The following is a 13,869-nucleotide window of genomic DNA, read 5'->3' as shown; positions in this document are numbered from 1 at the left end:
CCTTGTCCCCTTGTCCCCTCTTGACGTTCCCGCCATGTTAAGGGAATACCAGCTAAGTCCAACATTTCCAAAATGTTGGTTACCCCTAACTCATAACTGAGGCTAAATCCTAAAATGTCAAATTCAGTCAATGCTCGCTTGGATTCCACCGCGAACAACGGTGTATTTGTTGCTCGTAACTTTGCCGCTAAATCCGGTCCTGGTAGATACGAGCGATCGCATAACTGGCGCGGCTGGGTATTCAGAATGTTATAGAGGATAACATGTCCTAAATTTGCTGCACCAACTTCATAGACTTCTGGGTAGGTGAGTACCCAGCGTACTACTGCGGAGTCCCAAGGCTTATGAACAGCTTCGAGCTCGTTACCCAGGTAACGAGCTGGCTTTAATATATCCGGTGAGATTAACTTTTCAAATGCAACAGCCACTGTGCTATCTTCGAGCTACCTTATCATACAGATACTCCCCTCCAACCTTAGCATTGATTCGGTCTTTGGTGGAGAGATGCTCGTTTTATTTGCCTCATTTCAGGCACACACCAGTGCTGGTTCCTTTACAGATTCGCTCTTAACTTTTGCCAGTGCTGGTTCCTTTACAGATTCGCTCTTAACTTCTGCCAGTGCTGGTTCCTTCACAGATTCGCAGGTTGCTTCAAATTCTGCCTCGCAATCAAAAATTTCAAAAACTGTATCAAGTTGTGTCAGTTCAAAAATTATTCTCAATGAGGCTGATACGCAGCAAAGGCTGAAACGCTTGTTCTCGGCTTGAGCTAGTTTCTGTGCAGACACCAATGCCATTAAACCAGAACAGTCTAAAGATTCTACATATTGTAAATCTAGGAGCAAGACAGAAACATCGTCGTTTGCTATAGCAGTTCTCAGATCTAGGTCTAACTCTAGAGCTTTTGAGCCGCTTATACTACCTTGTGGGCGAATAACTGCAATTTTGGGATAATCTCTTAACAACATTGTGACATCCTAGGTTCATTCATGAAATTTTAAAGATAGATGTATTTGACCATAATCTCTTTTTCCTCACATCGACCATTCGTCCTACGCCTCTTTGCTGAATCTTTGCCGAATCTTTATTACCTCAGTCGTTCTGTTTAAAATTGTCTCAATCCTTGAAAAAAACTGTATTTAAATATACATTCAAGTAGACAAAATCTAAAATTCTGAATATAAATTTAATAAAGAAAAAAGTTGTTTGACTTGCTTTGGGAAGAAAGACTCGTGTAAGCTATGAATCTAAGCAAATTTGAAGCCATAAAATGAAAAGAACTATAAGTTTTGTATACATTTTTTTCACTATGTTTTTTGGCTTCTCAGCAAAGCCAGTCTCCAAAAAAGCAGTGATCTAGGTCACAAAGGACAGGGGTTTGCGATCGCTTTTTATACAAATTCTTCTCGTAGATAATAACAGTCTAGAACATTACGCTTATTTTTGTATGAAAACCAGATATTCTATTCGTCTCTTAGTAGAAAAAGCTCTTGACATCAAAAAACTAACTCCAGAAATCGAAAACGAAATTAACTGGGAGTTAACGCAGACGGGATACATTTCTGATATAGACTATGAAGCCTTAGAATTACTTATGGCGGAGATGGACGCTGGTCGCATTCAGTTAGTTCCCAGCATTTCTTAACAGTGAGCAGTGACCAGTGCTTGGTGACCAGCGCTTGGTGACCGATGACTAGTAATTTATAAAAGAAATTATGTTTCTTTGCAACTGACTTTACATTAGCTTTCACCGACTTATTTTTTCTTCCTATCACCTTTACTAAAACAAAGCATTAAAAGTCAAAAAATCTTAAAAAATACTTGAATAGCTATCGGTCATTTAGACGGTTTTTACACCATTAACTTATGACAAAAAAAAATAAATTTATTACTCACTAGTCACTAGCCACTGTAAAGTGAGAACAGTGATTTTCTAATTTAGAGAGTAGTCCGTAACTGTTACCATGCAGCTCGCGAAACGTTTAGAAAAAATTCCCCATTACCTGTTCGCCCAGATCGATCGCAAGGAAGCGGAACTCGTTTCCCAGGGCGTTGACATCATCAACCTAGCAAAGGGCGATCCAGATAGCCCCACACTCCCTCGGATTGTTCAGGTGATGCATAACGCAATTGATAACCCTTCAACTCATGCCTATCCACCTTATCAAGGGACAAAAGATTTTCGGGAAGCAGCTGCTTGGTGGATGAAACATAGATTCGGCGTAGAAAATTTAGATCCAAACTGGGAACTTGTTTCTTCTATTGGTTCTAAGGAAGCTATCCATAATTTGTTCCTAGCATTTGTCGAGGAAGGAGATTACACCCTGATTCCCGACCCAGGATATCCAGTATATCGGACATCTACAATTTTCGTAGGTGGCGAGCCATATGCCATGGCTCTAAAGGCAGAAAATAATTTTTTACCTGACTTAACTTCTATTCCTGAAGACATAGCTCGCAAGAGTAAGCTGTTATGGGTAAACTACCCTAACAATCCTACGGGTGCGATCGCGACTTTAGAATTTTTTGAGGAATTAGTAACTTTTTGTAAAGAGTATGATATTCTGCTGTGCCACGACCACGCCTACTCAGAAATTGCCTACGACAATTACAAACCACCAAGCGTACTGCAAATTCCCGAAGCAAAAGACATAGCAATTGAGTTTCATAGTTTGTCTAAGTCCTACAACATGGCTGGTTGGCGGATTGGATTTGTTGCTGGAAATGCTAAAGCCATTGGTGCTCTAAAACAGGTCAAGAGTAATATCGATTCTGGAGTATTCAGGGCAATTCAAGCGAGTGCGATCGCAGCTTTTTATTCCAGTGAAGAAGAACTTAAGTCGGTGTCATCAGTTTATCAAAACCGACGCGAAATTCTTGTTCAAGGATTGCGATCGCTAGGTTGGTCTATCGAAGCACCCAAAGCTACCCTGTATTTTTGGGTTCCCGTTCCTCAAGGGTATTCCTCTACAGAATTTGTCACACTACTACTTGACAAATGCGGCATTATTGTTGCGCCTGGTATAGGTTATGGTGCATCGGGAGAAGGTTTTTTCCGCATAGCCCTGACTCTTCCAGAAAAACGCATCCAAGAAGCCCTCCAACGGATGCGTGATGCGGGAATCAGGTATGAATTATGAATTATGAATTATGAATTATGAATTATGAATGAGAAAATTTCATAATTCATAATTTATAATTCATAATTCCTTTGTGCTCGCCAAATTTGGTGAATAAATTGATTGAGTTGGTGCTTGGCGACGGCGTCATGTCCGGGTTTGGGTTCCTTACCCAAAACCTGACTCAACAAACCGATAACTTCTACATCCACTGCTGGTTGGAATAAACCAATAGACCAAAGCAAATCAGATGCATCCCGCAAGTCAGTTATGAGAAGAGGATCTTCTTGGGTAAAGGTAACCAATAGTAAAGGACGCACCCAACATAACTGACGAGAGGTCACCACTTGAATAACTTCTGCGTACAACTTCTTGTTACCGTGCTCTAAAGACACTATTTGACCGGGTTGAAAGTTCGGGAGATCGTCCATGTTCAGCTTGGGCGGGAAAAACTGACCCCTAGTCCCTATTTTCATACATAGCAAAAAATTCAAAATGCAAAAAATTGAACACTTATGGCATAGCTATGTTATAGAATAGATTAACAAGTGTTAAGTCATCATTTCAATAACTTTCGTTGTACTAATTCTGTAAAAGAAGAGCAAAGAGCCGTGTCTGTCGAAACCCTAGAAAAGCGTTCAACATCGCGCAAGCTAGCGCCTCGATATAAAGTTTTGCTCCATAACGATGAATATAACCCTATGGAGTATGTCGTGAAAGTTCTACTGACCACTGTGCCTAATCTTACTCAGCCTCAGGCTGTTAGTATCATGATGGAAGCACACACAAATGGTCTTGCCTTGGTCATTACCTGTGCCCAAGAACATGCTGAGTTCTATTGTGAAACGTTGAAAAATCATGGTTTAACCAGCACAATAGAACCTGAAGAGTAGAAGACAGCAGTTGTTAAAAACAGAAATTTACCGTTTATCTCAACGCCCTGTCCCTATCAGGCTGGGCTGTTTTGTCCTGTGTTTGCTAATCCTGTGGTTGCCTCTAGCTGCTCCATTTTATTTGTATGTAAGCGACACTAACTTAGTCAGCATTGTGACAATGGTGTTGCTGTATGTCGAATTTATGATTTTAACTAAGCTGTGGGGCAAACACGTTTACAACGAGCCTCAGATACTACGCCATTATGGCTTGGAGTTTACACGCCAAAATGGTGTTGAACTGTTGCGTGGACTGGCTATCGGTTTTATTTGTGTTTTAGCTTTATTTGGGATAGAAGGTATTTTGGGTTGGTTGGTTTGGCAACAACCCAGCGTTTTTTTATTGAAAACCGTTTTAGAAGGTTTAATTATAGGCTTGGCGATTGGATTCGCTGAAGAACTCCTGTTTCGAGGCTGGTTGCTGGATGAGTTGCAACGCGACTACAGCTTAAGTGTAAGTCTCTGGGTAAATGCCGTTTTATTTGCTGTATCCCATTTCATTAAGCCCTTAGAGGCAATTATTCACTCATTTCCCCAATTTCCTGCCTTAGTTTTCTTAGGGTTAACGCAGGTATGGAGTAAGCGCTGGTGTAGGGGACGCCTTGGTTTGGCAATGGGTTTGCATGGGGGTTTGGCTTGGGGATACTACATTATTAATGTTGGGAATTTAATTGAATATTCCAGACAAGTACCAGACTGGGTAACTGGTGTGAATAGGAATCCTTTAGCTGGAATAATGGGGTTGTTGTTTATGGTTGTTCTGGCTTTGTGGATACGAGCACGTGCTAGTAGGTTGAGTTCAAAGTTGTGAAATCCAATGTAATTGTTTTGTTTTCATTATGAAAAGGATAGTTCCTATCTTTGTTACCAGATGGTATTGATACCAGATAGTTGAATTTTGCTATCTCGACTCATAATTGGCACCCCTAATCCCTAACCCCTAACCTCTAACCCCTATTTTCAATGGAATCTCAATAATAAACTCTGCACCTTGACCTACTGTTGAAATATAGCGCAATTCACCTTGGTGTTTCTCAATAATTTGATGGCTAATGGCTAAGCCCAACCCCGTACCTTTGCCAACAGGCTTAGTTGTAAAGAAGGGATCGAAGATACGTTGCTTGAATGTTTCTGGAATCCCAACACCATTGTCAGCAATATGAATTGCAACTCTTTCACCGTCTAGTAATTCAGTACGAATTTGAATCTGAGGTAAGAAATTTTCGCCTGCTTGCTTTGCTCTTTCAAGTCTTTGTTCTACAGCATCTATAGCATTGACTAGCAGGTTCATAAATACCTGATTTAACTGACTGGCATAACACCTAACCAAAGGTAGGCGATCGTAAACTTTAATAAGTTGAATTTCCTGCCGTTGTGATGTTTGTTGCAGTCGGTGTTGCAATATGAGTATTGTACTATCCAAACCTTGATGAATATTGACAGTTTTGATAATAGCTTCATCTAATCGAGAAAAAGTCCTTAGAGACACAACAATATCGTGAATTCGATCGACACCAAATTTCATCGAAGACATGACTTTTGGTAAGTCCTGTTTGATAAACTCTAAATCGAGTTGTTCTAACAAATCGTCAATTTCTGCATTTGGCTTGGGATTATATTGTTGATACTTTTCAATAAGAATCAGCAAATTTTTAGTATACTCATTTACATAATTAAGATTTCCACAAAGAAAATTGACAGGATTGTTAATTTCATGAGCAATACCAGCCACTAATTGTCCCAAACTAGACATTTTCTCTGTTTGAACCAATTGGCTTTGGGTGCGTTTTAGCTGTTCTATTGCTTCTTGGAGTTCAATCGCTTTTTGACGTTCTCTCGCTTCACTTTCACGTAAAGCATTTTCTACTTGTTTGCGTTCAACAACTTCTTGTAATAATTGATCGAGTACCTGCTGAAGTTCTATTGAGCGCTGAAGTAATGCGGATTCTGCGTGCTGTCGGCGTTTGTCATTGCGGTGGGCAGCTATGACGTTGCTACAAGTCACTAAAAATGGTTCTAAGTAGGTTATTAAAGATTTATCATAACCACCGGGACGGTTAGCAATTCCCACCATACCCAGTAATTGGTTTTCTTTATAGAAAAACGGCAAGCCCAAAAACGCTTTTAAAGGTGGATGATCTTCTGGTATGTTTCCCCAACGGGGGTCGGTAGTGCGATTGTTGGCAATCACGGGTTGACCGGTGACCAAAACTTCCCCAAAGAAAGTTTTGATATTGTAAAAGTCCATCCCCTTTGGAGCATGTTCTTCATAAAAAGCTCGTGTTTCATCATTCCAAGCAATGTTGGTAATAGCGTGAGTTCTGAGGTAAGGCTGACCTCGGACTTTCATGTGTGCTTCTAACTCAGGTTGACCTTTCTCTGTATAAAGGACTTCTCCAATAAAACCGTATTCACTTTGTGTGAGTTCTAAAAGATTGTCTAGTAAATTGTCAAATAAAATGCGCGGATTGGCGTCAACTATAAATTGAGATTGAGCGACAGCAAGGGCTTTTAGCAAATTATGGCTTGCTTCTAGCTGTTCTAGTGTATCTTCTTGCTCTCGCAATCCCAGAATTGGACTTGAATTTTCTGAGGATATCATTTTTTTTGATAGATGCTTAAGTATTATTTGTGTTATGTTGGATTGATAACATTATATAGGGGAAAATAATACCGTATTCTTACTTAGAAATGATGAAGTCTTCTTAGAGATTTAAATGCCATTTGTCATTTGTCATTTGTCACCGATCGCTGGTCACTGGTGAGGTATTAATCGGTAACACGATCGCAAATTCAGTAACAGACAAAAAGGAACAATAGACTGTCTGTTTTGAGCGCGATTCAATTAACAGGGCTAACTCCTCTAAAACAGTTGCTAGCGGCTTTCCCCAAGCAATGGATTCAAGGATTTGAAACTGCCTATCCGATAAAGCTAATGTCTCTTCTAATTGCTGAGCATGGTTTTGTAACTCTTGATATAGCTTGAGAACAGTTTTTAAATCTAATGTGTCTGAGGTTGTTGTTTTGTCGTCCTTAGAAGAAGTATTGGTAATGCTCTCTGTTCCAGCCAGTTTTAAAGGCAATTGCCCTGTGATGGTTGAATCTACTGCTACATTCACGTTCATACTAACTTCTTCTCCAAACATTGGCTTCCAATACTCAGTATGCCCTTGCACGTGTAAGGGATAACATGATAATATTACGTAACAGTATTAAGTGATAAATTTTTTGCTCTACTACTGTACTGTGCCTACCAAACACGTCCTGTCTAAATTAATACCATTTAAATTAGCACCATCTAATTCAGCACAGAGTAAATTTGCTCCTGTGAGATTTGCTCCTGCAAGATTTGCCCCTCGCAAATCGGCTTCCTCTAAATTTGCCTCACTCAACAAAGCCCCTTGCAAATCTGCACGGCTTAAATCTGCACCTTTAAGATTTGCCCCAGTTAAATTTGCACCGCGCAAATCAGCACCGCGAAAGTCAACACCCTGTAAGTTAACATTCATTAAATTAGCGCCACTAAAAAAAGCACCAGCACAAGATACCTCACTCAATCTCGCACCCATTAGGTTAGCACCCCGGAAGTTACCACCTCGCAAGTCAGCTTCTGTTAAATCCGCTTGCATTAAATTTGCTCCCATTAAGTTTGCCCGCAAGTCAACTTGTACAAGAATTGCTCCCATTAAATTAGCGCCTTCTAAATGCCCGCCCTCAAGTTTAGAACCTGTGAAATTTACGCCCCCCAGGTTTGCACCAGCGAGATTAATGCGGTTTAAATCGAGATTTGATAAATCTTCGTCTTCTAAAGAAGCCCCAGGTAGGTGTTTGAGTTGTCCCAAGCGAATTTCTTCTATGTTCATGGAGGATGACAGTGTTACGTAATTGACATTGCTGAATTGTGGCTTGCTTGCACGCATTATAACCAAGAGAAGAAGTTGCGCCACCAAGAAGTCGTAACTTGACCCCCTAGCTTCATTTTGCTGCGAATTTCTTGGATGTTCCAATTGGTTAGTTTTGCAAGAGTTTGGGCTTCCCCTTCAAAACGTTTCGGCAAAGACTGTTTGTATTGTCTACCAATTTCACAGTTCATCTCGCCCGTAAAAGGATGCTGCAAAATGTATCGCCCCTGGAAAGATTCGCGGTTAGAGGTTTCTTGAAACATTAAGTCTTCTGGGAATTTATTTCGGGTATAACGCACGTGCAAACGGGTTATAAAAACATTATCAGACATAACTGGAGGACGCACAACTCTGGGACGGGGTACTGGTTTATTCTCTGGAGAAACATTATCCAACCAAAATACCCCTGCTTGCTTGAGTTCTTCACGGTTGAGAGGATCGGCAGAACAAGGATCGCAATTGCTCATGTCCCAAGCATATTCTAGGAAAGCTACTTTTTTATCTTCTCGCGTGTAGGCAGTTTGGAACATGGATTTGTAAAAACTACCAAATTCTTGTTTCACAAACAGAGGGATGTTTGCATCTGAGGGGATTTTGACTGTTCGGTAATTTGTAACTTCAGCTTGTCCTTTGGGCGATAGAATATAGACAATCAAATCTTGCTCGCTTGTCGCATTAATCATCCCCAAACGAATTGGCAGCATAAATTTAGGTGATTGATAAGAAATTTGCAACGGACGCAAAAACTGATATCCTGTTTTTTCAAATTTATCTAGGTTGACTTTGGCAACAAAAAACTTCATTTTCTGACGGATGTAAGGTTGAAGTAATTGTTGCGCCCCTCTAGGAATCTTGTATCCGTTACGATTTAACCAAGTTTCCAATCCGCCTGATTCTTTAGCACTAAGAATCACAATGTCATATTCACCAACATTAAAACGAGCTTCAACAGTCACACCCAAACTATCATTCCGTTCTCTCCTTGCCGCACCTGCACTTCTAGGTGCTGGTACTGGTAAAGCGTCCATGGCTTCTGGGTAATTTTGAGCACAAGGGTTAGAGTCAAAATACTCTACCAATCGCGGCGCACTAAAAGCATCCAAACGTTCGAGAATTTTGGGGAGAGCAACTCGTACTTGGTCTTTTTGTACTACAGTGGGTACGGGTACAACAACTGCAAAATCTTTGACTTCTCCTTGATAGTCGTTTGCCATTGTCAGAACAGTCCGATCTCCACTTCGTGCGATCGCAACTTGTGATGCCTTGTTATACAGTTTACTATCAGCCTTGGCAACATAAAATCCACAAAAAGCCCAGGCGGGAGGCACAAAGCAAACAGCAACTGTAACTGTTAGTAGTAATGAAATGATGAATTGATATGGTTTCATAAAGGATTGTTAGTTGTTAGTTGTTAGTTGTTGCTTGTTAGTGGCAATTAGCCATTAGCCATTAGCCATTAGCCATTAACTTTTCTTTCCATTGACCAGTAAAAACGTGGTGCTGACCACAAAATGTCTGTTAAGACAGTCAATGGAGCAATTGCAAATAATGCCCAAAAAACTGCTGTGGAAATGTAGAAGTCATTCCGTAGAACAAAAGTCAATAGCGCTATGCATACAGCCCAAACTATGCGCCCAATTTTTGCATTGGGAATTGAGCGAGGGTCTGTTATCATAAATAGGGCAAACAAAAGCAATGAGCCGCTCATAAGCCGATGCCAAAAAACATCCCAAGTCCATCCCAACCAAAGATTGCGAATTGCTTCTAACCCAGCGTAGGTACCTAAAAAAGCTGCTGTTGTGTCCCAACGACCAACTCGTTTGAGAATCATGCCTCCTGTTCCCGCAAATAACAGTCCATACCACCAGTCTTCCCCCCACTGTCCGGGTGAAACCCATGCATCAGGAGTCAGTGCTAAGGCAGAGATGATGCCAAAGTTGGCAGGGTTAAAGAAATGTTTGCCGTCAACTTTAAAGATAAATTTGCTACCAATGGCGCTTGCTGCGGCTAAAGCCATTGTTGTCCAATGGTCAGCCCTTAGCAACAGGCTGAGTCCGAGGGAAGTAATGATGGCACTTCGGAGATTTATGGTTTGTTCTTTGTTCTGAACAATTGACAAATGATTGATAACCAATGACAAAAGCCATTGTGTTAATATACAAGTAACAATCGATACTATAATGAACTGAGGTTGTAATGTCCAGTCTCTTGCTCCAATACCTAGAATTAAGAACAAGGTGAGAAAAAGAATTTGATAATCGCGTATATCTTTAAACAGCATTACCCGCTTTGACCGGGATATCCCCTAGATGGTTGTTCTAGGTATAGACTGAAATATGTTTAAATGGTGCGATTGTTACAGAATTTGTTACAGAGCAGTAACCAGTGAGTGACTGGTGATAAGTGCATCGCGATCGCCGAGTGACCAAACAACAAACGCTACTTCTTTACTGGAAAAGGAGCCTCCGTGCAGTCATTCCCAGCCTCAGGCTGGGAACGAGAGTGTGAAACTGGTTACTGGTTACTGGTGAGCAACCACATACCACTGCTGACTTTAGGTACCATCTGAGGTAAGTCAAGCCCTTGTTGCAAACCCATGACTAGTAAAGCTAACGTGTCTACAAGTTTAGGATCGAAGCGGTGCGATTGGAGTGTTCTACATTCTTCTAGCGCTTGGACAAAGATTTCTTCTAGGTTAACTTGGGTGGTTCGTTTCTTGTTTACCCGCCACTGAAAATCGGCGACTAGTGATAAAATTCTCGATTCTAGAGGAATTTCATCCCCTACCAATCCTGCTGGTTCTCCCGTTCCATCCCACCACTCGGTTTGGTGTGTAATAATTTGTGCGATCGCTCTCAATCTTGGCATTCTTCGCAGGACTTGCGTACCGGGTACTAGGGGACAAGTGAGTGGACAACTCGGTGCGTCTTGTTGGTATCGAGTATAAGTCCCTGGAGGTAAAATACTTTCTGATTTTTGTAAAGGTTCTATACGATGCAGCCAACCCGCAAGGCGCAGGCGTTTCATTTGCCACGCAGGAAGATCTAGAAGTTGTCCCATTATTTCTGAAAGTGCCACAACTTCTGATGCTGCTTTTGGATTTTTGATATCTGATGCATCAAGAATTTGTGCCATCCGCAAAAATGCCTGAATTTCGTTGGACACTAAATTGCGATCGAGTGCTTGATGGCGAGTTGTTGTATATTCTGGCAGGTTGAATTGCCCTGTTTGGAGATAATCTACAACACGGGCAGTGACTTCACTTAAGTTTTCTAATGTGGCAAAACTGGGGTGAATGGTTTCTTTGTATGAGTTGAGTTTTGTCGCTAGTTCTGGATTGTATCGTTCAACATGGGCGATCGCTAGTTCTGCTGTCTGCTGTACCAATTCTGGCTCAAACGTCCACAAACCGTAGAATTTTCGTTCTATATCCGATACGGGTAGCCCGTTAGAACCATAATCAGCTTCCGTTAACTCTTGACAAATGACCATTGCTGTGTATCCCACCGATAGGATAATGAGATGCCATTCTTGAGCTACTGGATCTGTTGTATTTAATGGCACCAAACTGACGTTAGGCAACTGACTGGTAGTGTGTTCGGCGAACCCGCTATCTATAGCTGCCATAATGGTAATATGACTGGCTTTTTTGGCTATATCTGCATATCTTTCCGCTTCTTGTAAATACCACTTCCCCTGTTGAAAGGCTGTAATGACTAAGGGTTTACCCTCGTCTTGTAGGATGTGGTCTTCCAAGGCGTGACACAACGAGACTAAAGTATTTTTGTAGTAAACACCGAATTGGATTGGTCTTTTACTATACCGATGAGATGTTTCTAGTTTTTGTAAAATTGAGCCTTCTAACATGGGATTTTATGAGATGAATGCGCAGGGAAAAGCAGGGGGTAGGGGGTAGGGGGTAGGGGTAGGGGTTAGGGGTGGGAGTAGGGAGTGGGGGTAGGACGATACTGCAGTGTATTAATTATTATTAATTGCTACTTAGTTACCTTCTTCACCTCTGCACCCTCTCTACCACCTACCCTATTCCCTACCCCCTCTTATCTGGAGACTCCGAACAAGTTGTTTTTCTTTACTCTCAACGGGTGCAGAAAGTGCTTCTTCTAGGTCGGCACAACGAACCGTTCTTCTAGGATTTTCATGACTTCTCGTCAAAATCATTTGGATTGCGTTGCCATGCTTCCAAACAAACCTTACCAAAGAAGGAACCCAGAGGTTCGGGATTCCACAGAAGTTTTCTGAAATTCCATGGCATGAGACTCATGGGATTCCAGCCCGGTTTGATGACTCCCTCTTTAAAACCATACTCTTCTAAATGAGTATGGGGTTGAAGCCCAATAAAGAAGATAGCAGGTTCGACTTTATCAGCACCAAAAATCTTTTCCAGTTCTCGATGGTAAGCGATGGTTTGGCGAATCGTTTCCGGACGTTCATCAATAACGTTAAAGGAGTAGTTGACGGAAACTAAGTCATTGAATCCTGCTGCTTTTAAGTCCCGGCAGTTTTGTAAGACTGTTCGCAAGTTGTAACCCATCCGCATTTTGCGAACGAGTTCTTGAGATCCACTGGTAATGCCAATTTCAAAGTAGTTCATTCCAGTCCTCACCATCAACTCAGACATTTTTGGTGTCAAGTTGTCAGCGCGGATGTATGCCGCCCAATGAATATCCGTCATGCCAGAATCAACGATTTTCTGTAGGAGTTCCTCAGCATCGTCAATAAATTTCCTCGCCGGGATAAACTGAGCATCTGTAAACCAGAAGTTCCGTATACCGCGATCGTAAAGTTGGCGCATCTCAGCCACCACTTCATCAGCTGAGTTAACGCGAACTTGTTTTCCTTCAACAACGGTGTAAACACAATAGCAGCAGTTGTGGGGACAACCGCGTTTGGTTTGCACGCCAATGTAAAAGTCAGCTTCTTGGAGATAGTAACTAAACTCCGGCCAAATACTTTCTATATAGTCGTAGTTACAAGCCGTTTTCTCCAATGGAGTGGGTTGTTCGTGGATCAAACGCTGGCGTGGTTGTGCCTCTCCCACCACATAACAACGTTCATCTCGAAAATCTCTGCCACTTAAAAGTTTTTCGAGCAGAGTTTCGCCCTCTCCTACAGAAACAATAGTCCCATTGGGCAAGCTTGTTTTCAGCTGTTCGTAAAATACACTGACTGCACCGCCACCAACCACCAGGCGAGTGTCTCGATGGTAACGTCGAGCGCGTTTTAATCCACGCTTGATCAGCTCCAAGTTACGCCACAGTTCCGTGTAATAACTGATAAGCATCCGCAAGCTGCCCAATGCCCCATGCAATTTTACAAAGGGATTCATTGAATAAAAGAATTCAAAGGAATACTGCAATGGGTTACCCCCACGCCCACCAACAGGGGCATAAATTTGGATATCTCTCCAAGAAAATACCAGCAGTGTTGGTTTAAATTCATCGATACAGCGATCTAGGGCAGTGGCATAATCTATGGGTGGCACCGTCCCTAAATCAAAAATCCTCTGCTCGATGCTGGGGAACAGCTTGTGGACGTGATCTGAAAGATAGACAACCCCAATAGGAAAGATAGGGTTACAAGGAAGGCGGACGTAAAGAATTCGGTTTTCCATCACAGGTGTCTTGACTTCCATTTTGCCTTTGTTCGGAGAGACAGCACTAGTACAGAAAGGTAGAGGTACGGAGGCAGAGGGCAGAAGGCGCAAAAGCTGATGGTAAAAGCTTTGTTGCCTGTTACTCATGGTTGCCTGGGTTCCACCAATATGCACTAGTAATAACTGCTTTTATAGAAGTTTTGTTATGTTTTGTGTCCTCTCTCTCATTTTACTTGACATTTTCACTTCTATTCTCATCTTGTTTAATTGTTTTGCTTCTAGAGGGGTTAGGGGGTAGGGGG

12 protein-coding genes and 2 pseudogenes are annotated in these 13,869 nt (G+C 41.7%); 4 read left to right on the top strand and 10 right to left on the bottom strand.

Annotation, left to right across the window (positions count from 1 at the left end; translation table 11 throughout):
- Positions 1–428, bottom strand: a pseudogene (locus F7734_RS56545) (B12-binding domain-containing radical SAM protein); the annotation flags it as partial.
- Positions 429–527: 99 nt separating this feature from the next.
- Positions 528–968: an STAS domain-containing protein gene (locus F7734_RS56540; RefSeq protein ID WP_155752917.1), complete on the bottom strand. Its 441-nt coding sequence runs from the start codon at positions 966–968 to the stop codon at positions 528–530.
- A gap of 479 nt (positions 969–1,447) precedes the next feature.
- On the opposite strand from F7734_RS56540, the gene F7734_RS56535 reads away from it, so the two are divergent.
- Both F7734_RS56535 and F7734_RS56530 read left to right on the top strand, forming a co-directional pair.
- On the top strand, positions 1,448–1,645 hold the full coding sequence (locus tag F7734_RS56535) for a hypothetical protein (RefSeq protein WP_038076116.1): 198 nt from the start codon (positions 1,448–1,450) through the stop codon (positions 1,643–1,645).
- A 319-nt stretch (positions 1,646–1,964) separates the two neighbouring features.
- Positions 1,965–3,140, top strand: a complete 1,176-nt coding sequence (locus tag F7734_RS56530) for an LL-diaminopimelate aminotransferase (RefSeq protein ID WP_155752916.1) — start codon at positions 1,965–1,967, stop codon at positions 3,138–3,140.
- A 53-nt stretch (positions 3,141–3,193) separates the two neighbouring features.
- On the opposite strand, the gene F7734_RS56525 is transcribed toward F7734_RS56530, so the two are convergent.
- Entirely contained in the window at positions 3,194–3,550 is a 357-nt protein-coding gene (locus F7734_RS56525) for a hypothetical protein (RefSeq protein WP_155752915.1), read from the bottom strand.
- Between the two features lie 180 nt (positions 3,551–3,730).
- Here F7734_RS56525 and clpS point away from each other — a divergent pair, with 180 nt between their 5' ends.
- Together clpS and F7734_RS56515 are read left to right on the top strand one after the other, a co-directional pair.
- The gene (gene clpS, locus F7734_RS56520; RefSeq protein WP_166482779.1) at positions 3,731–4,012 is read left to right on the top strand and encodes an ATP-dependent Clp protease adapter ClpS; all 282 of its coding nucleotides are present in this window, start codon (positions 3,731–3,733) and stop codon (positions 4,010–4,012) included.
- A gap of 10 nt (positions 4,013–4,022) precedes the next feature.
- The gene (locus tag F7734_RS56515) at positions 4,023–4,862 is read left to right on the top strand and encodes a type II CAAX endopeptidase family protein (RefSeq protein WP_155752914.1); all 840 of its coding nucleotides are present in this window, start codon (positions 4,023–4,025) and stop codon (positions 4,860–4,862) included.
- Positions 4,863–4,991: 129 nt separating this feature from the next.
- On the opposite strand, the gene F7734_RS61495 is transcribed toward F7734_RS56515, so the two are convergent.
- The 7 genes and pseudogenes from F7734_RS61495 to F7734_RS56480 form a co-directional block, all read right to left on the bottom strand.
- Entirely contained in the window at positions 4,992–6,653 is a 1,662-nt protein-coding gene (locus F7734_RS61495) for an ATP-binding protein (RefSeq protein WP_155752913.1), read from the bottom strand.
- A gap of 139 nt (positions 6,654–6,792) precedes the next feature.
- Complete coding sequence (locus tag F7734_RS56505; RefSeq protein WP_155752912.1) at positions 6,793–7,176, bottom strand: hypothetical protein; 384 nt, start codon at positions 7,174–7,176, stop codon at positions 6,793–6,795.
- A gap of 111 nt (positions 7,177–7,287) precedes the next feature.
- The gene (locus tag F7734_RS56500; RefSeq protein ID WP_155752911.1) at positions 7,288–7,914 is read right to left on the bottom strand and encodes a pentapeptide repeat-containing protein; all 627 of its coding nucleotides are present in this window, start codon (positions 7,912–7,914) and stop codon (positions 7,288–7,290) included.
- Positions 7,915–7,970: 56 nt separating this feature from the next.
- The gene (locus F7734_RS56495) at positions 7,971–9,341 is read right to left on the bottom strand and encodes a DUF2330 domain-containing protein (RefSeq protein ID WP_155752910.1); all 1,371 of its coding nucleotides are present in this window, start codon (positions 9,339–9,341) and stop codon (positions 7,971–7,973) included.
- 68 nt (positions 9,342–9,409) lie between these two features.
- On the bottom strand, positions 9,410–10,234 hold the full coding sequence (locus tag F7734_RS56490) for an RnfABCDGE type electron transport complex subunit D (protein WP_155752909.1): 825 nt from the start codon (positions 10,232–10,234) through the stop codon (positions 9,410–9,412).
- Positions 10,235–10,467: 233 nt separating this feature from the next.
- A complete protein-coding gene (locus tag F7734_RS56485) occupies positions 10,468–11,820 on the bottom strand; it encodes a DICT sensory domain-containing protein (RefSeq protein ID WP_155752908.1) in 1,353 nt (450 codons plus the stop codon).
- Between the two features lie 174 nt (positions 11,821–11,994).
- A pseudogene (locus F7734_RS56480) lies at positions 11,995–13,606 on the bottom strand (photosystem II high light acclimation radical SAM protein).
- Between the last annotated feature and the right edge of the window lie 263 nt (positions 13,607–13,869).

This window comes from Scytonema sp. UIC 10036 (genome assembly GCF_009725235.1).
This window is presented reverse-complemented; position numbering and strand designations above follow the sequence as displayed.

Bases quoted from the DNA above. Each gene is read 5' to 3' on its own strand.
- F7734_RS56500 (WP_155752911.1), bottom strand. From the start codon at position 7,914: ATGAACATAGAAGAAATTCGCTTGGGACAACTCAAACACCTACCTGGG.
- F7734_RS61495 (WP_155752913.1), bottom strand. From the start codon at position 6,653: ATGATATCCTCAGAAAATTCAAGTCCAATTCTGGGATTGCGAGAGCAA.
- F7734_RS56505 (WP_155752912.1), bottom strand. From the start codon at position 7,176: ATGAACGTGAATGTAGCAGTAGATTCAACCATCACAGGGCAATTGCCT.
- F7734_RS56540 (WP_155752917.1), bottom strand. From the start codon at position 968: ATGTTGTTAAGAGATTATCCCAAAATTGCAGTTATTCGCCCACAAGGT.
- F7734_RS56525 (WP_155752915.1), bottom strand. From the start codon at position 3,550: ATGGACGATCTCCCGAACTTTCAACCCGGTCAAATAGTGTCTTTAGAG.
- F7734_RS56485 (WP_155752908.1), bottom strand. From the start codon at position 11,820: ATGTTAGAAGGCTCAATTTTACAAAAACTAGAAACATCTCATCGGTAT.
- F7734_RS56535 (WP_038076116.1), top strand. From the start codon at position 1,448: ATGAAAACCAGATATTCTATTCGTCTCTTAGTAGAAAAAGCTCTTGAC.
- F7734_RS56495 (WP_155752910.1), bottom strand. From the start codon at position 9,341: ATGAAACCATATCAATTCATCATTTCATTACTACTAACAGTTACAGTT.
- F7734_RS56490 (WP_155752909.1), bottom strand. From the start codon at position 10,234: ATGCTGTTTAAAGATATACGCGATTATCAAATTCTTTTTCTCACCTTG.
- F7734_RS56530 (WP_155752916.1), top strand. From the start codon at position 1,965: ATGCAGCTCGCGAAACGTTTAGAAAAAATTCCCCATTACCTGTTCGCC.